Annotated in this window: 14 protein-coding genes; 8 read left to right on the top strand and 6 right to left on the bottom strand. The window is 42.3% G+C overall.

Features of this window, described 5'->3' with window-relative positions:
• Positions 1-352: 352 nt before the first annotated feature.
• The 4 genes from HHA43_RS04950 to HHA43_RS04935 all read left to right on the top strand — a co-directional run bounded on the left by HHA43_RS04950 (position 353) and on the right by HHA43_RS04935 (position 6,786).
• The gene (locus tag HHA43_RS04950) at positions 353-1,702 is read left to right on the top strand and encodes an MFS transporter (protein ID WP_168461862.1); all 1,350 of its coding nucleotides are present in this window, start codon (positions 353-355) and stop codon (positions 1,700-1,702) included.
• Positions 1,703-2,136: 434 nt separating this feature from the next.
• A complete protein-coding gene (locus tag HHA43_RS04945) occupies positions 2,137-3,333 on the top strand; it encodes an MFS transporter (protein ID WP_168461860.1) in 1,197 nt (398 codons plus the stop codon).
• Positions 3,334-3,526: 193 nt separating this feature from the next.
• Entirely contained in the window at positions 3,527-5,899 is a 2,373-nt protein-coding gene (locus HHA43_RS04940) for a YgiQ family radical SAM protein (RefSeq protein WP_168461865.1), read from the top strand.
• Positions 5,900-6,243: 344 nt separating this feature from the next.
• A complete protein-coding gene (locus HHA43_RS04935; RefSeq protein WP_168461859.1) occupies positions 6,244-6,786 on the top strand; it encodes a DUF2726 domain-containing protein in 543 nt (180 codons plus the stop codon).
• Positions 6,787-6,907: 121 nt separating this feature from the next.
• Here HHA43_RS04935 and HHA43_RS04930 read toward each other — a convergent pair whose 3' ends face one another.
• The 5 genes from HHA43_RS04930 to mdtD all read right to left on the bottom strand — a co-directional run bounded on the left by HHA43_RS04930 (position 6,908) and on the right by mdtD (position 12,142).
• Positions 6,908-7,261: a RidA family protein gene (locus tag HHA43_RS04930; protein WP_168461858.1), complete on the bottom strand. Its 354-nt coding sequence runs from the start codon at positions 7,259-7,261 to the stop codon at positions 6,908-6,910.
• A 440-nt stretch (positions 7,262-7,701) separates the two neighbouring features.
• Positions 7,702-8,757, bottom strand: coding sequence for a DNA polymerase IV (dinB, locus tag HHA43_RS04925; protein WP_168419400.1), 1,056 nt, complete (start codon positions 8,755-8,757; stop codon positions 7,702-7,704).
• Between the two features lie 48 nt (positions 8,758-8,805).
• Positions 8,806-9,849, bottom strand: coding sequence for an MBL fold metallo-hydrolase (locus tag HHA43_RS04920; RefSeq protein ID WP_168461857.1), 1,044 nt, complete (start codon positions 9,847-9,849; stop codon positions 8,806-8,808).
• Between the two features lie 34 nt (positions 9,850-9,883).
• A complete protein-coding gene (locus tag HHA43_RS04915; RefSeq protein WP_168461864.1) occupies positions 9,884-10,675 on the bottom strand; it encodes a GH25 family lysozyme in 792 nt (263 codons plus the stop codon).
• Positions 10,676-10,750: 75 nt separating this feature from the next.
• Positions 10,751-12,142: a multidrug transporter subunit MdtD gene (gene mdtD / locus HHA43_RS04910; RefSeq protein ID WP_168461855.1), complete on the bottom strand. Its 1,392-nt coding sequence runs from the start codon at positions 12,140-12,142 to the stop codon at positions 10,751-10,753.
• 182 nt (positions 12,143-12,324) lie between these two features.
• Between mdtD and HHA43_RS04905 the strand changes: the two genes are divergently transcribed.
• Positions 12,325-14,217 (top strand): choice-of-anchor I family protein, encoded by a 1,893-nt coding sequence (locus HHA43_RS04905; RefSeq protein WP_168541860.1) that lies wholly within the window; start codon positions 12,325-12,327, stop codon positions 14,215-14,217.
• A 138-nt stretch (positions 14,218-14,355) separates the two neighbouring features.
• On the opposite strand, the gene HHA43_RS04900 is transcribed toward HHA43_RS04905, so the two are convergent.
• Positions 14,356-14,976 carry a TIGR00730 family Rossman fold protein gene (locus HHA43_RS04900; RefSeq protein WP_168541858.1) on the bottom strand — a complete coding sequence of 207 codons (621 nt, stop codon included), beginning with the start codon at positions 14,974-14,976 and terminating at the stop codon, positions 14,356-14,358.
• Between the two features lie 334 nt (positions 14,977-15,310).
• Here HHA43_RS04900 and HHA43_RS04895 point away from each other — a divergent pair, with 334 nt between their 5' ends.
• The 3 genes from HHA43_RS04895 (at position 15,311) to HHA43_RS04885 (ending at position 18,478) form a co-directional block, all read left to right on the top strand.
• Entirely contained in the window at positions 15,311-16,894 is a 1,584-nt protein-coding gene (locus tag HHA43_RS04895; protein WP_168541856.1) for a TerC family protein, read from the top strand.
• A 407-nt stretch (positions 16,895-17,301) separates the two neighbouring features.
• Positions 17,302-17,769 carry a YchJ family protein gene (locus tag HHA43_RS04890; protein WP_168541854.1) on the top strand — a complete coding sequence of 156 codons (468 nt, stop codon included), beginning with the start codon at positions 17,302-17,304 and terminating at the stop codon, positions 17,767-17,769.
• A gap of 64 nt (positions 17,770-17,833) precedes the next feature.
• Positions 17,834-18,478 carry a trimeric intracellular cation channel family protein gene (locus tag HHA43_RS04885; RefSeq protein ID WP_168419440.1) on the top strand — a complete coding sequence of 215 codons (645 nt, stop codon included), beginning with the start codon at positions 17,834-17,836 and terminating at the stop codon, positions 18,476-18,478.
• The last annotated feature ends 150 nt before the right edge of the window (positions 18,479-18,628 follow it).

The raw sequence follows: 18,628 nt of genomic DNA, 5'->3' as shown, positions 1-18,628 counted from the left end.
CAGAAGTGAAACCTCTTCGCGCTGATGGTAGTGTGGGGTTACCCATGTGAGAGTAAGTCATCGCCAGCTCATTATTCTAAACACCCTCAACTAACGTTGAGGGTGTTTTTTTATGGATAAAATAAAATGTTAAGAATAATAATCACATTTTAATTTTGTAAAAACAACATTAAATCCATAATTAATAAAAGGATTTAGACTAATGTTGAATTTTTACTTCCCTTGTTTTGTGTGAAAGTTACACAATCTACTTGAATAGCAAAGTGGACATGGATGACTGATAAAAATGAAAGTCTTCACTGTAAAAAACGCTATTTGAGTTCACTGAAACACAGCTCACAGGAGGTGAGGAATGGCACATCAAGCAATTAACGTGAATGATGTCATTGATCACGCAAAATTCAAACCATTTCATTTTAATGTCGTGGCATGGTGTCTACTGATCATTTTATTTGATGGCTACGACTTGGCAATTAATGGCGTTGTTTTGCCATTATTGATGGATGAATGGGGCTTGAGTGCTGTTCAGGCGGGTATGCTTGCCAGTACTGCCTTGGCAGGTATGATGTTTGGTGCCATGATTTTTGGTTCTTTGGCCGATAAAATTGGCCGTAAGAAAGTCATCATGATCTGTATTGTGCTATTTAGTGGTTTAACCTTTGCGGGTGGTTTTGCTTCTAATCCCACTGAGTTTGCAATTTTACGTTTCTTGGCGGGTCTAGGGATTGGCGGTGTAATGCCAAACTTGGTGGCATTAACTTCAGAATATGCACCTAAAACTATGCGTAGTACGCTCGTTACCACGATGTTCAGTGGTTATGCGGTTGGTGGTGTAATGGCTGCATTACTCGGCTCATGGTTTACCCCAAGTTTTGGTTGGGAAATTATGTTCTTTATTGCAGGGATTCCATTATTTTTATTGCCTGTGATTTGGAAATTCTTACCTGAGTCTTTGACTTTTATTGTAAAAGAAAACAAGCAAGATCAAGCACGTCCAATTGTGGCGTGTTTAGCACCAGATTTGAAAATTACGCAAGACACAACATTTGAATTGTACCAAGCAGATGTGCCAGAAGCGGCCAATGTGGTGAGCTTGTTTAAACGTGGTCGTGCAGTCAATACACTATTGTTCTGGTTGGCATTCTTTACGTGCTTATTAACCATGTATGCGCTTAGCAGTTGGTTGCCTAAATTGATGATGGCAGCTGGCTACTCGATGGACAACAGCTTAATGTTCATGATGGTGATGAACGTAGGTGCAGTTGTGGGTATTGTGGGTGGTGGTATTTTAGCAGACCGTTTCCATCTAAAACCTGTGTTAATGTTCTTAGGCATCATGGGTGCGTTGGTGATGAGCTTAATGGGCTTCCAGTCTAATCAGTTCCTACTTTACATCTTGGTATTTTTGGCAGGCGCGGCTTCAATAGGCTCACAAATGTTGCTATATAGCTATGTCGCACAATATTACCCACTTGCAGTACGTTCTACAGGGATTGGTTGGTCATCTGCGATTGGCCGTATGGGTGCGATTGTAGGGCCAATCTTAATTGGCGGTTTGTTGGGCATGAACTTGCCCGCTCACTTCAATTTCATGGCCGTAGGTTTACCTGTCTTGATTACTGCAATTGCTGTTGCCTTAATCATGAATGAAGATGAAGCTGAACAAATTAAAGCTGGCAAAGCAGTAGCCGCAAAAGCTTAATTTGAAGTTCTGATCATAAAAAATCCTCAACGTTGCTTGGGGATTTTTTATGGATTGTATTGATTAAAAATAGATAAAATTGCCAATAAAAGCATAGATAAAATATGCAGATAAAAAGAAACCCCATCATCCTGACGGGGTTTCTTTGTATTTCGTGTTTTAGGTATAACTCCTGTCGTACCTCACGATCCTGATGCGCAAACATATTATTGTTGTTTTCTGTTTGGGAAACGTCCTGTTTCCTGATGATTTAAGAATATCAAAGCTGCACTCGGCTGCCTAGCATCTAATGGCGGCAGTCGTTGTAAGCAAAAACTGACAAGGCTATGTGGGTTTGGATTCAGCCGAAACCGATAGTTTTGAGCAAATGATAAAATACTGAACTTATTTTTGTGTATAAACAGGCGTATACTGAGACTAATCTGGGAGTAAATATGTCTGATTTGTCTGCAGCATCTCATATTCAGTATGGCTCAAAACCGTTTAAGGCAATTCTTTTTTCACTGTTTTTAGCAGGGTTTGCCTCTTTTTCGATTTTGTATTGCGTGCAGCCGATGATGCCAATTTTGGCAGATTTTTTTAACGTTACGCCAACGCAAAGTAGTTTTCCGCTGTCATTTTCTACGGTGGCCTTAGCTGTAGGTCTGTTATTTACAGGCTTTATTTCAGATCGTTTTGGGCGAAAACCCATTATGGTACTGGCGTTATTTCTTGCTTCAATTTTGCTGATTTTGAGTGCTTTATTGCCCATTTGGTCGTTCTTTTTAAGTACCCGCGTTTTGATTGGTATTGCTGTTAGTGGTGTTGCTGCTGTCGCTATGACCTATATTGGCGAAGAAATTCAGCAGCAAGATATTGGCTTTGTTATGGGGCTGTATATTTCAGGCACAGCGATTGGTGGTATGAGTGGCCGTTTAATTGCAGGGGTTTTGGTTGATTTTGTTTCTTGGCAAACGGCAACTTTGGTGATTGGTGGATTAAACCTGATCATTGCAATTATCTTTTATTTACTCTTGCCTGCATCCAAAAATTTTACAGCGTATCCAATTCGCTTATCACGTTTTAAAGATGCCTTTGTGGCCAATTTAGCAGACCGTAAATTAAGAATCCTGTTTCTGCAGGGCTTTTTGTTGATGGGCTGTTTTGTCAGTATCTTTAACTATATTAGTTACTACTTGTTAGCCAAACCATTTGAGCTTTCTCAAGTTTGGATTGGGGTGATTTCAATTGCCTACTTGGCAGGCATTTATAGTTCACCGCGTGCGGCAAGTTGGGGGAATCGGATCGGGCGTGAACGGGTATTGCCAGTGGTGATCGTACTGATGCTTGCTGCACTTTGGCTGATGTCGATTGCACATTTGGTGGTGGTATTACTTGCTTTACTCTTATTTACCTTTGCCTTTTTTGCAGCGCATTCTACGGCCAGCAGTTGGGTGTCAATTCAGGCACTGCAATATCGTGCGGTAGGCTCATCTTTATACTTATTTAGTTATTACATGGGTTCCAGTTTGTTGGGCAGTGGCAGCGGGCTGATTTGGGAACAATGGGGTTGGACAGGATTAACTTGGGTGATGAGTCTGGTTTTAGGCTTGGCTTTGCTGGGTGCATGGCGTTTAAAAGCAAAAGTCTGAACGATGGCTTGATGCAATTTCGGCTGTGTTGATTAATTTAATGATCCTTTACCTACACAAAATTAATAAAAATTAGCCACCTGATTTTGCATATTTTTTAATCAAGCAAGATGAACGGAATTCATGCTAAAATGATCGGCTTTCATCTTTGATGACTACCGATCTTCCACTTGCCAGCCGAGAATTGCAAGCCATGTCTACTGCTTATACTGCTCAGACCGCACCCAAAGCGTTGTTTGATTACGATAAATACTGGGCGTCATGTTTTGAGCCTGCGCCATTTTTGCCGATGTCACGCGAAGAAATGGATCAGCTGGGTTGGGATGCCTGCGATTTTATTCTAGTTTGTGGCGATGCCTATATTGATCATCCTTCTTTTGTGTCAGGGGTGATTGGTCGTGTGCTTGAAGCACAGGGCTTTCGTGTTGGGATTATCGCACAACCAGACTGGACCAATGTGGAGTCGTTTCGGGTCTTAGGTAAGCCAACCATTGCTTGGGGCGTTACCGCAGGCAATATGGATTCGATGATCAACCGCTATACTGCAGACCGAAAAATCCGTTCTGACGATGCTTATTCACCAGACAATGTACCGAATAAACGTCCAGACCGTGCTGCAACCGTGTACTGTCAGCGCTGTCGTGAAGCTTTTCCTGATGTGCCTGTTTTACTTGGCGGGATTGAAGGCTCTTTGCGTCGTATTGCACATTATGACTATTGGTCAGACAAAGTTCGTCGCTCCATTTTAATGGATTCTAAAGCAGACTTGCTGATGTACGGCAATGGCGAGCGTTCCATTATTGAAGTCATGCACCGTTTGGCTAAGGGTGAAAAAATCCATGACATTACCGATGTACGTGGAACCGCATTTATTATTAATAAACATAACCGTGCGGCCAAAGCCAAATTTGTTGAAATTGCATCGAATGATGTGGACAGCGTAGGGCGTGTCGATCCAATCATCAACCCTTATGTGATGACCGAAGATTTAGACGGTTGTGAGATTGAAAAAGAAAAAGGCAACAAGCTTGCCCAATATCAAAATTTCCAAAAAGATGTGGTGAACAATCCGATTGTGCGTGAAGGCGATCAGTTGGATGCAGATACCCAGATTGTACAATTGCAACCTGCATCTAAAGCCATTAAACACAAATTACCACCACGTGAGCTGGCTGTCATTCGTTTGCCTTCTTTTGAAGAAGTCAGCGCAGATCCTGTGTTGTATGCACATGCTAACCGTATTCTGCATTTAGAAACCAACCCAGGTAATGCCCGCGCGTTGGTACAAAAGCATGGTGAACGTGATGTGTGGTTGAATGCACCACCTATTCCATTGACCACTGAAGAAATGGACTATGTGTTCGATTTACCGTATGCACGTTTGCCGCATCCAGCTTATGGTAATGCACGTTTCCCAGCCTTTGACATGATCAAGTTTTCGGTCAATATCATGCGTGGTTGTTTTGGTGGTTGTACATTCTGTTCAATTACCGAACATGAGGGACGGATTATTCAAAACCGTTCTGAAGAATCGATTTTGCGTGAAGTCGAAAAAATTCGTGATACTGCCCCTGGGTTCACAGGCATTATTTCAGACTTGGGCGGTCCAACGGCCAATATGTATCGTTTGCACTGTAAAGACCCAGAAATTGAAAAGAATTGCCGTAAACCATCCTGTGTATTCCCAGGCGTATGCCAAAATTTACATACCGACCATGCGCCATTAACTCAGTTGTATCGCAAAGCGCGTGAGTTGAAAGGCATTAAGAAAATTCTGATTGGTTCAGGCTTGCGTTATGACTTGGCGGTGTTGAACCCTGAATATGTTCGTGAGTTGGTGACGCATCACGTGGGTGGTTATTTGAAAATTGCGCCTGAACATACCGAAAAAGGTCCATTATCTAAGATGATGAAACCGGGCATCGGAACTTATGATCGCTTTAAACAGATGTTTGATCGTTTCAGTAAGGAAGCAGGTAAAGAGCAATATTTGATTCCGTACTTTATTGCTGCGCATCCGGGTACCACCGACTACGACATGATGAATTTGGCCTTATGGCTGAAAAAGAATGGTTTCCGTGCCGATCAGGTGCAAACTTTCTATCCATCGCCAATGGCGACGGCTTCAACCATGTACTACACCGGTAAAAACCCACTGGCTAAAGTGGCGCGTTATACTGAAAACGTAGATATTGTAAAAGGCGAAAAGCGTCGTCGTTTGCATAAGGCTTTCTTGCGTTACCATGATCCGAATAACTGGCCGTTGCTACGCGAAGCTTTAAAAGAAATGGGGCGTGCCGATCTGATTGGTAATTCTAAACAGCATTTGATTCCGACCTATCAACCGCAAGGCACAGAAGGGCAATATCAATCTGTACGTAAGAAAAATTCAACAGTAGCGGGTGATTCGCAAAAACGAACAGGTCAAACTGGCAACCGTGGTCAGAATAGTAATCGTCCGAAGAAAGGGCAGATTTTGACTCAGCACACGGGTTTGCCACCTCGTGAAACAGGCGAAAAACGTCCATTTTCACAGAAAAAATCTAAGCCAAAATCTAGAGCTTAAGTTAATTCGGAACTGACCAAAGGACGCTGCTGCGTCCTTTTTTATAGGTATTTTCATTTCATCGGAATTGTTCGACAATCGAAATGCTTAAGCATTGCATTGTTTTTTAAGCATGTTATACAGTACAGACATACGAAGATAAAAAGCACGCTGCTATATGCTACAGCACTTAGACAAAAGGCTAGCTTGTGAAACAAAACGTCTATTTCTATGATGGTTTTGTGAGTGTTGCATGTAGTTTCATAAATTGAATGCTTAAATAAAAAAGCGTGTTATATACTGATTTGATGAAAAAATCGGCATGAAGCCGAAACAACTATAAAAATGATTTTAAGGAATGAATTATGACCATTTATTTTTTGATAGGGGTTTTTATACTTATTTTCTTTCTCTTGATGACGGTAAAGAGTTTGGAAAATAAAGAAAAACCTCAGGACAGTGCACTGAAGCAACGTGCGATTTTCAGTTTGAATGAACAACTGACCTATACACGTTTGCAAGAAATTTTACCTAAGCATACCGTATTGGCGCATGTGTCTTTTGATGCCTTGCTGACCACGAAATTTTCCCGTACTCGCCATAAATACCGTAATATGGTGGCTGACTTTGTGGTGCTAGATGCAAACAATCAAGTGGTGGCGATTGTCGCTTTAGATGATGTTTTAATGCTGAAACGTAGTCGTAATGCACAATATCAGGATGAGTTATTGCGTTTGGCGGGCTATAAAGTGCTGCGTTATGAAGAAGTGCCAGAATATCACGAATTACGCGAAGCTTTTGGGCAGTCATCATCATCTTATGCAGATTTAGAAGATTTGGATACTGCGCTAAAGAAGTATGATTTTTTAGCACATTCTGTACGCCATAAGGTGAAAGTTTTGGGCTAAGCCGTTGCAGCTAAAATTGCTTGATCGATCATATGAATCAGCATGTCGTCATGACATGCTGATTTTTTGGATTAGCTGTGACTCTTGATTTAATCGCATCTGTTTTTAGGTTTGGTTGGGATTAAGGTTTGACTGCAACCACAGTCATTTCCACCAAAACATCGGGGTGATACAGCTTGGCTTCTACACAAGTACGCGGCAAGGCTTGAATGTCTGCCACCCACGCATCCCAGACGCTATTCATAGCGGCATAATCACGTTCTATGTCTTTCAGAAAAATCATCACCGACATAATCTGAGATTTATCGGTCCCTGCATCTGCCAGTAAACGGTCTATCATCGCTAAAGTTTGCTGTGTCTGGCCATAAATATCTTGCTGTGTGTCTTCAGCCAATTGTCCTGCCAAATGCACTAAATTGCCTGAAATGGCAATTTCAGAATAACGTTGTTGAACATGCAGACGTTGTACAGCCATGGAATGTGATCCTTGCACCAAACAATAGGGTTAAAGCGTGCACTATTATAGAGGTTGGCAATTTATTGGAAAATAGAAGCGATGCCACTTTAAGTAAGATTTAGAAGAATTGAGCTGTTTGATCAGAAGAAGATATGGAGAGGGTGTGTTCGATTGGGCGAAGTGCCAAGCGCAGAGTTGTCCTGTAATCTTCGGATTTGATCGTCACGCCAATCACAGGACAAGTATGCCAAAAGTAATGGTGATTTTTGGCATCTCAGCGTATGTACGGATAAATACATCGCGCGCATAGATTACTCTAAAAAGCCCTACTGTGAAGTGCAAATTGTTTTATTTTTATTCGTTTGTCTGAATTTTATACAAATGGGTAGCACTGAGTGTTGATTGAGGCTGAAAATCACTACATTCAAAAGTACAGTAATTAACAGGGTTTAAAATGTTTAAAGTAAGGACAATTGTGCTTGTTCTTCAGCAGGGCTTAGCTGATATAGTCCGACACCAATTAAACGAAATTGATCTTGCGGTGCGATACGCATTTCAGCCAGGAGTATTTGCAATACATCCTCCAAGTCCTTTTTACTGGACAATGGCTGTTTAAAACTTTTACTGTGCTGTAAGACCTGAAAGTTTTTGAGTTTCAGTTTGGCGGAGACGCCATGTGCGACATAATGCTTTTTTTCTAAACTGCGCCAAACCTGATCGATTAAACCTGACCAGTAGCCAGTACATTCCGCTAGGGTTAAATCATCATCAAAGGTAATTTCCTTAGAAATTTGTTGGCGTTCACGTTCTGCTTGTACAGGACGTTCATCTATACCTTGTGCAAATAAAAATAGGCGCTGGCCGTATTTGCCAAAATGATGAATCAGAATATTTTCTTCAATATGTTGTAAATCACCCAAAGTGGTTAAGTTCAGACTTTTGAGTTTTTCCTGAGTAACTTTACCTACGCCAGGAATTTTCTTGAGCGGTAAGTCTTGAATAAATTGCTGTACTTGACTGGGTTTAATGACACAAATGCCATTGGGTTTGTGCCAGTCAGAGGCGATTTTGGCTAAAAATTTATTTGGCGCAACCCCTGCCGAAGCTGTTAAGCCTGTGCATTGAAAAATATCTTCCCGAATCCGCATCGCAACTTCGGTTGCACTTGGAATGTGCTGTAAATTTTCTGTGACATCTAAATAGGCTTCATCTAAAGACAAAGGTTCGATCAGTGGCGTATAACGCTGAAATATTTGATGAATTTGTGCAGAGACTTCACGGTACAGGGCAAAATTGGGTTCTAGTACCACCACTTGCGGGCAGCGTTTGCGGGCTTGTGACATTGACATGGCCGAGCGTAAACCAAACTCACGCGCAGGATAAGACGCTGCCGCAATTACCGCACGTGGATGATGTGAGGCAATCACCACAGGCAAATGTCGTAGCTCGGGGCGACTGCGCAGCTCGACAGATGCATAAAAGGCATCCATATCAATATGAATGATTTTTCGCATGGTACAGAACAATAGTTGAATCGTGTAGATTTCAACAGTATCGCATGTTTAGGAAGCAGGGTGTAGCTTCTGACGCAGCGGATAAGGCGTAGTGGTATCTAACAAAATCACCTGCGTGTTTTGCGATTCGGCATATTCAATTAGGCTTTGCATGCTGCGTGGCCCGTGGTCAGCAATGCGGGGTAAAAATTGCAAAGTTTGAGATAATGGCAGAAAAAAATTATCCCAGTGAATTGGAATGACCACGCTTGGTTGTAGGGTGCCCAGTGTTTCATTTAAATACTGCTGCTGAAAGGTCGTAGATTGTTTGGAAAGTTGTGCAATGCCCAAAAATAGGGTGTTGACCTGCAAATGTTGTAGTTGTTTAGGAATGGCTCCTGTGCTGGCTTTGACCAAAATATTTTGTTCAGGATGCTGAATGTAATAGTCGAAACTGCCACCTTCTTTAAATTCATAAAAACGGGCAGGTAAATGTAAGGGGTGGGTGATCTGTTCACCTAAATCATTGTTGACGGCTGTGGCAGGTGTGTGCTGTGAAGGAATGGCTGTAATTTTGAACTTTCCAATCTGAAAAGGTTGCACAGGATTGACGTGGCTTAAACGAGTTTCAGGAATCTTTGCTGCACGGGCAATATTTAAACTGCTGTTTGAACCGATAATTTGGCTGTGCTGTAGTTGCTGCGCCAAAAATGGCAAATCCAGACTATGATCATAGTGTGAATGTGTGACTAAAATCGCCCGAGTGCGTTGCAATTGATGTTGTTGAATCAAACTGTTAAGCAGATCGGGCTGGCTTTGCAGTCGGCTAAACATAACCTGTGATAATGACGGACGACTGAAAAACCCATCAATTAAAATTTGGCTGTCACCATCATCAAATAATAAGGTGGACACACCAAAATAATGAACCTTTAAGCCAGTATTTGTTGTCTCAGATGTGGTGTTGTTTGATGTTGTCGGGTGACTCGGTTGGTATTGCCAAGCAGCAAACTGTTCTACTTTGCCTACAGGTTGTAGTAGGTAAAAGAGTGCGAATCCTAAGCAAATACTGAGAGCGAGCACCGCCCAAAGCAGTCCTTTGATGATTTTCATGGTGGTATTTTTTTATTGTGATGCCGCTATCTTGTTATTTTTTTGGCGAGGCTTCAAGGTTTAAAGGCTGAATAGCATAACTGTCTAAAAACTGTTGCCATTGTTTGGCATTGCCATAAAAAACATTCAGGTCTACCCGTGTGGCAATCCCTGCAATTTTACCTTGATTAGTATGTTGCCAGAACAGCCATTTGGGCTGACCTGCCAGTTGTGGTTTGCCATGATATTCTCTGACCCACAGCGGTGTATGGGCAAAACTTTCGGTCAATACCATATTGTAGAAGGCTTTGGATACATAAAAAATAGGCTGTTTTTCATAGTGCTGATACAGGGCATCGTGCATGCTTTGAATTTCTTTGAGTAACTGCTCTTTGGTGTAGGTGTTGATGCAGTTGCTGTCATATTCCAAATCAATGACAGGTGGTAGGCTGTCCTGCTTTTTGGGCACCGTGTTCATAAAGTTTTCTGCCTGAGTTTTTCCATCACGACATAGCCGATAAAAATGATAGGCACCGACCAAAAAACCACGTTCACGGGCTTTGAGCCAGTTGTGCTGAAATTTTTGGTCTTTAAAGTCACCGCCTTCGGTAGCTTTTAAATAGACAAAGGCATATTTTTGTGGCGAGATTTTATGCCACTGAATTTCCCCTTGATGATGGGATACATCAAAACCCTGAATAGGATAGTCCTGTGCAGCAGCAGGGGACTGTCGCAGAATACCGAAATATATGAATACCGCCAAAATCGCACTACCTATTACGCCAATTGCAATGCGATAGTGCGGCGTAAACTTGGAGCTGGCGTGTGGACGAGATGGTTTGCGCATATTCAGATTTGGGCTGAGCAAAGATCTATCATAACCCGCAGGATGGCTCAGTACTATGTGATTTTTGAGAGCGTTTTAAACCGCAGTATGTCTCGGAATTTTCCAAAACACCATAAATGCCAGAATATTTAAAACACCCAAACAGATTAAAGTGGCATGAAAGGCATGAGTCAGTTGTTCTGCGCCGTAATAGGAACTAAAGGCATTGACTAATGTGCCTGCCAAAGCCACACCAATACTCATGGATAGCATCATAATCATAGATAAAAAACTGTTACCGCTGCTGGCATCCTGTGCAGGCAAATCTTTTAGGGTAAGGGTGTTCATGCCCACAAATTGCAGAGAATTCAGTACCCCAAAAATAAAGAAGTGCAGCGCCCGTAACCATGTGGCAGTTTCAGCGGTGGTCAGCGCAAAACTGGCAATACATGCCCCAACTAGTAAGGTATTGGTCAGTAGAAACTGACGATAGCCAAAGCGTTGAATTAAAGGGCGGATAATCGGTTTAGAGACCAGAGAACCGAGTACGGTGGGAATCATCATCAAACCTGTGATGAAGGGTTCAAAGCCGAAAGCCACTTGTAGCATGATGGGCATAATAAAAGGCATGGCATTGCCACCAAAACGGGCAAAGAAATTGCCTAAAATACCAATGGCATAAATACGGTGGCGGAATAAATCACTGCGAAACAAGGCATTTTGATGCGTATGTGCATGTCGTGCATAAGCTGCTGCAGCCAGTGCACCAATGATTAATAACGCCACGCTCCATAGAATACTTTGTTGTTGATTTGCCAAGTTTTCAATGCCCAGTGATAAGCCTGCCATGGCAAGTACCAGTAAAATAAAGCCCCAAAGATCGAAGCTTTTCACGCTTGCTTCGGTGAGGTTAGGCATGGCTTTGACACAAATCCAGCAGCCCAATATGCCCATAGGAATATTGATCAGGAAAATCCAGTGCCAAGACGCAGCTTCCACCAACCAGCCGCCAAGGGTTGGACCAATTAAGGGGCCAATTAAGCCTGCAAGACTCATCAGACTCATGGCTGATAAAAACTGGGTGCGTGGAATGATTTTTAGCATTGCCAAGCGCCCAACAGGCAAGAGTAAAGCCCCACCTATGCCTTGAATGACCCGATAAATCAGCAATTCATTCAAGCTTTGCGCTGCTGCACAACCTAATGATGCCAAAGTGAAAATAATAATCGCGGCAAAATAGGTATTGCGTACCCCAAAACGGTCTGCCAACCAGCCACTTAATGGAATACAGGCAGCCACCGAAAGTACATACGCCACCACCACGCTATGCATGCGCAAAGGGTCTTCATTCAGACTGTGTGCCATGGCGGGAATGGCAGTATTGACGATGGTAGTGTCTAGCGCCTGCATAAAAAAGCCAATCGAAACCAGAAAAACCAATAGTCGGTATTCAGGATGCAAGGCTTGATGGGTGGGTGTCTGGTTCATAACTCGGGGAAATGGGCATTTGGCTTAGTTTAAACCATTTCAGTGATACACGGGCAGAACCTCAAAAAACATGAAAAGTGTTGAAAATTCAAAAAAATGCCATGAAATCGTCATCTACCTGTCACGGATTATTCACTTTGAGTTTGTAAGTTGGGTGCATTTAGAAAAATGACGAGTAATTTATGAAAACGCAAATTTCTGCATTAATGTTGGCTTTATTGTCTGTGGGGATGGTGGGATGTAACGATGATAACGATCCTATTCCAGTAAAAGTTGAAGAAGTTGTTGAAGATACACCAACAACAATTAGTTTGGAGCGCTTAGGGATATACGATGCACAAGTTTTTGGTGCGAGTGCAGCGGAAATCCCTGCTTATGATGCTCAAAGCAAACGTTTATTTGTTGTGAATGCTAAAAATGGTGTGGTTGATGTACTCGATTTAACCAATCCAAATACACCTGTTAAGCTTGATAGCTTAGATGCCAAGGCTCATTTGGCGAATTCTGAAGTGAATAGTGTAGCGGTACATCAAGGTATTGTGGCTTTAGCCGTTCAGGCGACACCTAAAACTGATAAAGGCATCGTGGCATTCTTTAAGGCTAAAGACCTGAGTTTTATCAGCAAAGTTGAAGTTGGTGCATTGCCTGATATGCTAACTTTTACCCCAGATGGAAAAAAAGTTTTGGTTGCCAATGAAGGTGAGCCAAATGAGGGCTACGCCATTGATCCAGAAGGTTCCATCAGTATTATTAATTTGACGGATATTGCTAAGCCTACGGTAAGAACTGCAGATTTTCAGGCATGGAATACACGTAAGCAGGAATTATTAGATGCGGGCGTGCGTATCTTTGGTCCAAATGCGACTGTTGCGCAAGATTTAGAACCTGAATATATCGCCGTGAGTGATGATGGTAAAACTGCTTGGGCAAGCTTACAAGAAAATAATGCGATTGCTGTGATTGATTTGGTTCAAGACCAAGTGGTCGATATTTTCCCGTTGGGCTATAAAGACTTTGGCTTAGCTGAAAATGCTTTAGATGCTGGCGATCGTGATTGTGTTGTAGGTAAACAAGACCATAACGGAAATACGATTACAGCCTGTGCTAAAGATGAAGGAATGATTAATATTCAGGCTTGGCCAGGTTTATACGGCATGTATATGCCAGATGCAATTGCACAATACCAAGCCAATGGACAAAGCTATTTGGTCACTGCAAATGAAGGTGATGCACGTGAATGGTTGGTTGATGAAGACTTATATTTTGGTACAGATGATCTAACTCAAGGTTATGCAGAAGAAATTCGTGTTAAACACTTATTTAATAGTAAAGGCTTTCGTACCAATGGCGATTATGCTGCACATTTACGTTTATTAAAGTCTGGCGTTAAAGGTGCAAAGCTTGATTCAAGCGTATTTAAAACATGTACCACGACTGATACCAATGAAGTCTGTGCAGATAATTTGATTAAAGATTCACAATTGGGGCGTTTAACGATTACTTGGACGCAAGGTTACAAGAAAGATGAAAATGGTGAGCCTGTACTAGATAGCGATGGTTTAATGACCTATGACAAACTTTATGCCTATGGTGGTCGTTCATTTAGTATTGTAGATCCTAAAACCAAACAAATTGTTTGGGACTCGAAAAATGACTTTGAGCACATAACTGCTGAATTATTTCCAGAATATTTTAATACTAATCATGATGAATTAAAAGTCGATGATCGTAGTGACAATAAAGGACCTGAACCTGAAGGTATTACTTTAGGTAAAATTGGTCAAAAAACCTTTGCTTTTATTGGATTGGAGCGTATGGGGGGCATTATGGTGTATGACATTACCCAACCAACCCAGCCTTTCTTTGTTGAATATTTTAATGATCGTAAGTTTGGTGAAACTCGTTCATCTTTCGATGCGGAAGGTAATGCTGTTACGGTTGAAAATTCGAACCTCGGCCCTGAAGGCTTAACCTTTATTGCAGCCAAAGACTCACCAAATGGTAAGCCTCTTTTGGTCGTAGGTAATGAAGTCAGTGGTACGACAGCGGTTTACCAAATTAAATTAATTGAGTAAAAGCTGAAATACAAACTGAAGAGAGCATTGCGATGCTCTCTTTTTTATTGAGTAAATAACACCTTAAAAAACAGAAAAAAAGCGAGTCTATGACTCGCTTAAATTTTTGGGCAGTAATGAGCTAAAAGATAAATCGCTTTAACCCACAAAATGACGTGGTGAATCTAAGTTTTTCAGTGCATTAATAATTTTATGTGAATGATTACAAACAATCAGTTTGGCACGGTGCTGCGGTGGTAAAAAACCCTCGTGTACGGCATGATCTAACTGCTGAATCAGGGCATCATAAAAGTCATTTACGTTATATAAAATCATCGGTTTCTGGTGTTGATTCAATTGCCCCCAAGTGGCAATTTCCAAAATCTCTTCAAAAGTCCCTAAACCACCTGGCAAGGCTACAAAGGCGCTGGCACGCTCTGCCATCATCGCCTTGCGTTCATGCATACTTTTAACCACGTGTAATTCAGTTAAATTACTGTGGGCAATTTCATAATCCAGCATAAACTCAGGAATGACCCCTACAGCTTGTCCACCATGTTGCACGACAGTGTCTGCAACCAGCCCCATTAAACCAATACTCGCACCGCCATAGACCATACCAAAACCTTGTTCTGCCAGCTTTCTGGCCAATTGCACTGCTTTTTCCTGATAAATCGGGTTATTGCCAGCACGTGAGCCGCAATACAAGGCAACCAAGGGTTGAGTCGTCTGAGGAGAGGGATTATTCATATATTGGGTCATTCTAGATACGCTATTCATTTATTTTCTTCACCATAACATGTTCTTTTTCTTGGCTCTAGCTTAGTCCCGAAATATGACAATCCCGCAGATCGTTTCTTTTCAATTTGCAAAGATTTGTGATTCTACCGTGACACAGCAGCGCTGCATCTAAAAAAGGGGATGAATCTCAGCGCAAACTTTCCTATACTCAAGGCTTGTCTTACAACTATAGAATCGTCATGGACAGTGGCAGTAGTCGCACCGAACGAATATTTTTTAATGTGATGTCAAGCCTGCAAAGGCAAGCCAAGTTAGCTTCAATACAGGATACGTTTTGGGCGTATTCAGCTTTAGATATTCAGGAGAAGAACAGATGATCTTTGAATGGATGTCTGACCCTGCAGCTTGGGTGGGTCTATTAACGCTGATCGTGCTCGAAATTGTACTGGGTATTGATAACTTAGTCTTTATTGCCATTTTGGCTGAAAAACTTCCACCAGAACAACGCAATACGGCACGGGTCGTGGGGCTGATCCTTGCCTTGGGCATGCGGCTGATTTTACTTGCTTCTATTGCGTGGGTGGTAACGCTGACCCAACCACTGTTCCATATTTTTGAACATCCTTTCTCTGGACGTGACCTGATTCTGCTGTTTGGTGGTGTGTTCCTGCTCTTTAAAGGCACCATGGAACTGCGTGAACGTATTGAAGGCAAACCTGCATTAAAAGAAGAAAACCCTGTGCACGCCACTTTTTGGATGGTGATTGTGCAGATTGTGGTGTTAGATGCCGTTTTCTCACTCGATAGCGTGATTACCGCTGTGGGCATGGTGCAGCATTTATCTGTCATGATGATTGCAGTGATCATCGCAATTGGCATTATGCTGTGGGCTTCCAAAGCACTGATGGACTTTGTCAATAAGCATCCGACAGTGGTGATTCTATGCCTGTGCTTCCTGATGATGATTGGTTTCTCCTTAGTGGTTGAAGGCTTTGGTTATCACATTCCAAAAGGCTATTTATATGCCGCGATTGGCTTCTCGGTGATGATTGAATTCCTGAACCAAACCATCCGCAGAAATCAGGAAAAAACTGTGACTACGACTGATTTACGCTACCGTACTGCTTCTGCGGTGATGCGCATGTTGGGCGGAAAAAGCCAAAACACCACAGAAAGCAGCCATGTGAATGAAGATGTGTTGGCCACGCGCGCCTTTGCCGATGAAGTCTTTGATGCAGAAAATGGGGTCTATCATAGTGTCATGGTGCAAGGGGTATTGGGTTTATCTGAACGTCCTGTAAAGTCAGTGATGACGCCACGTCCCGAGCTAGAATGGATTGATTTAGATGAAGACGAAGCTTCTATTCGTAGCCAGTTATTGAGTATGACCCATTCACGAGTGATCGTGGCACGTGGTGAATTAGACAATATTTCGGGTATTGTACTGACCCATAAAGTGATGAATCAGTACATTGAAACTGGTGTGCTGGATTTTGAAACACATCTGCGTGAACCTGTGATTGTGCATGAAAATGCACAGGTATTGATGGTGATGGAACAACTGCGTCAAGCGCCGTTACAAATGGCAATTGTGCTGAATGAATATGGTTCTATTGAAGGAGTAGCAACTCCTATTGATATTCTGGAAGCCATTGCAGGTGAATTCCCTGATGAAGACACCATAGATGCGCATGCCGAAAGTCTGGAAGATGGTTCCTTGCTGCTAGATGGCTCCACCGATATTCGCCATGTTTCTTTATTGCTTGGGCGTGATTTGGTGGATGAAAGCGAGCAGTATTCAACCTTGTCGGGTTATATTCTGTTCCATTTGGGGCGTTTGCCTGAAAATGGTGAAAAACTGTTATCCGATGGATATATATTTGAAGTCGTGACTATGGATGGACATAAAATTGAAAAAGTCCATCTGATTCAGCAAGAGCCCTCAAGTACATCATAAGCCTTGACTTAGCTGTATTTCAGTCTTGTGCTTCCGTTAAAATAGCCTGCATCGTCAGGCTATTTGAGGTCTGTTGACATTTCATAAATGGCTTGCGCTGTAGGCTAAAACTGAGTAGATCAGGCATGAAACGCAGGGAATAGCGAGACTATTGCCAAGTTTCATAACGCAATCTGAGAAAGTTTTAGCCACATGAGCAAAAACAAAGCACTGCTTTGTTTGCTGCGCAAGGGGGCGAGCATATTTTTTGCAGCTATTGCGTTATGTGCCAGTCATTTAGAATGACTAAATTTCCTGCTCCATGCCTTATATCAGCTAAAAAACCTTGCGAGATATATCTCTCATGCCGCAAACATAGACGAAGTGTCAACAGACCCTATTATTGAGATGAATTTCTGGAATTTTCTATGAGTGATTTGGCATGTCCATGTGGGCAAGGGAATTATCAACAGTGCTGTCAGCCTTTACATGTGGGGCAAAGGCATGCGACCACAGCAACCCAGTTGATGCGTTCACGCTATAGTGCATTTGCCTTGCAGCAGATTGATTATATTGTACAGACGACTGCGCTGGGGCAGCAGGCCAGCCTAGATGTAGCTGCGATTGCAGATTGGAGTTGGTCAAATCAATGGTTGAAATTGGAAGTGTTGAGCAGCAATGAAAAGCTGGACAAAACCCATGCACAAGTAGAGTTTAAAGCGCATTACCATGATGCTAAACAGGTACAGGTTCACCACGAAATTTCCCATTTTGTGCAATATCAGGCACGCTGGTATTTTCTAGACCCGACCACAGGGCAACAGCCAACCATGAAACAGCCATGTATTTGTGGTTCGGGTAAAAAATTTAAGCAATGTTGTGCGCAATTTTTATAACTTTTATTTGGTTTTCGCTTATCATAACGCGCATCTATTGGCCTAGTGAAAGAAGGGCAAGTCCATGTTGTTGTTGGTCATTTACTTAATTGCCATTACTGCAGAAGCGATGACAGGCGCATTGTCTGCAGGGCGTCGTAGCATGGACTGGTTTGGGGTCACCCTAATTGCCTGTGTCACTGCATTGGGTGGTGGTTCGGTACGAGATGTCTTGTTGGGGCACTATCCTTTAACTTGGGTGAAGCATCCTGAATATTTGGTGCTGACCTGTATTGCCGCTTTTGTCACGATTCTGATTGCCAAATGGATGCGCCATCTACGCTCAATTTTCTTGGTACTAGATGCCTTGGGTTTAATTGGCTTTACCATTATTGGTTGTCAAATTGCTTTAGAAATGGGGCATGGCTTTGTGGTATCTGCCGTGGCAGGTGTGCTGACAGGTGTGTCTGGCGGGATTTTGCGCGATATTTTATGTAACGATGTGCCTTTGGTGTTCCGCCGTGAGCTATATGCCAGTATTTCTTTTGTATCTGTCATTTGTTATTGGCTATGTATTGAAATCGGACTGTCTTTAGAACTGACCGTGATCGCGACTTTGGTGTTTGGCTTTACCTTGCGTTTGATTGCCATTTACTTTGGTCTGGAAATGCCAAAATTTATTTATCAGGATGATGATGAGCATTCGGCATCATCCAAAGATGAGTCCTAAGACTACTTCATTTTCAAATTTAAATTTTAGACTGATCGCATAGGATTGGTCTTTGGGGACTATCCCTTCTATAAGTATTCATAGTATAAAAATAGAACACACCGCTGTGCCCCGCACAGCCCTCCTTTTAGCCAACCTGAAGAGTGTGTT

The organism is Acinetobacter sp. A2 (assembly GCF_012371325.1).
GTDB lineage: Bacteria > Pseudomonadota > Gammaproteobacteria > Pseudomonadales > Moraxellaceae > Acinetobacter.
This window is presented reverse-complemented; position numbering and strand designations above follow the sequence as displayed.

Bases quoted from the DNA above. Each gene is read 5' to 3' on its own strand.
- HHA43_RS04905 (WP_168541860.1), top strand. From the start codon at position 12,325: ATGAAAACGCAAATTTCTGCATTAATGTTGGCTTTATTGTCTGTGGGG.
- HHA43_RS04890 (WP_168541854.1), top strand. From the start codon at position 17,302: ATGAGTGATTTGGCATGTCCATGTGGGCAAGGGAATTATCAACAGTGC.
- HHA43_RS04920 (WP_168461857.1), bottom strand. From the start codon at position 9,849: ATGAAAATCATCAAAGGACTGCTTTGGGCGGTGCTCGCTCTCAGTATT.
- HHA43_RS04915 (WP_168461864.1), bottom strand. From the start codon at position 10,675: ATGCGCAAACCATCTCGTCCACACGCCAGCTCCAAGTTTACGCCGCAC.
- HHA43_RS04945 (WP_168461860.1), top strand. From the start codon at position 2,137: ATGTCTGATTTGTCTGCAGCATCTCATATTCAGTATGGCTCAAAACCG.
- dinB (WP_168419400.1), bottom strand. From the start codon at position 8,757: ATGCGAAAAATCATTCATATTGATATGGATGCCTTTTATGCATCTGTC.
- HHA43_RS04940 (WP_168461865.1), top strand. From the start codon at position 3,527: ATGTCTACTGCTTATACTGCTCAGACCGCACCCAAAGCGTTGTTTGAT.
- mdtD (WP_168461855.1), bottom strand. From the start codon at position 12,142: ATGAACCAGACACCCACCCATCAAGCCTTGCATCCTGAATACCGACTA.
- HHA43_RS04950 (WP_168461862.1), top strand. From the start codon at position 353: ATGGCACATCAAGCAATTAACGTGAATGATGTCATTGATCACGCAAAA.
- HHA43_RS04935 (WP_168461859.1), top strand. From the start codon at position 6,244: ATGACCATTTATTTTTTGATAGGGGTTTTTATACTTATTTTCTTTCTC.
- HHA43_RS04885 (WP_168419440.1), top strand. From the start codon at position 17,834: ATGTTGTTGTTGGTCATTTACTTAATTGCCATTACTGCAGAAGCGATG.
- HHA43_RS04895 (WP_168541856.1), top strand. From the start codon at position 15,311: ATGATCTTTGAATGGATGTCTGACCCTGCAGCTTGGGTGGGTCTATTA.
- HHA43_RS04900 (WP_168541858.1), bottom strand. From the start codon at position 14,976: ATGAATAGCGTATCTAGAATGACCCAATATATGAATAATCCCTCTCCT.
- HHA43_RS04930 (WP_168461858.1), bottom strand. From the start codon at position 7,261: ATGGCTGTACAACGTCTGCATGTTCAACAACGTTATTCTGAAATTGCC.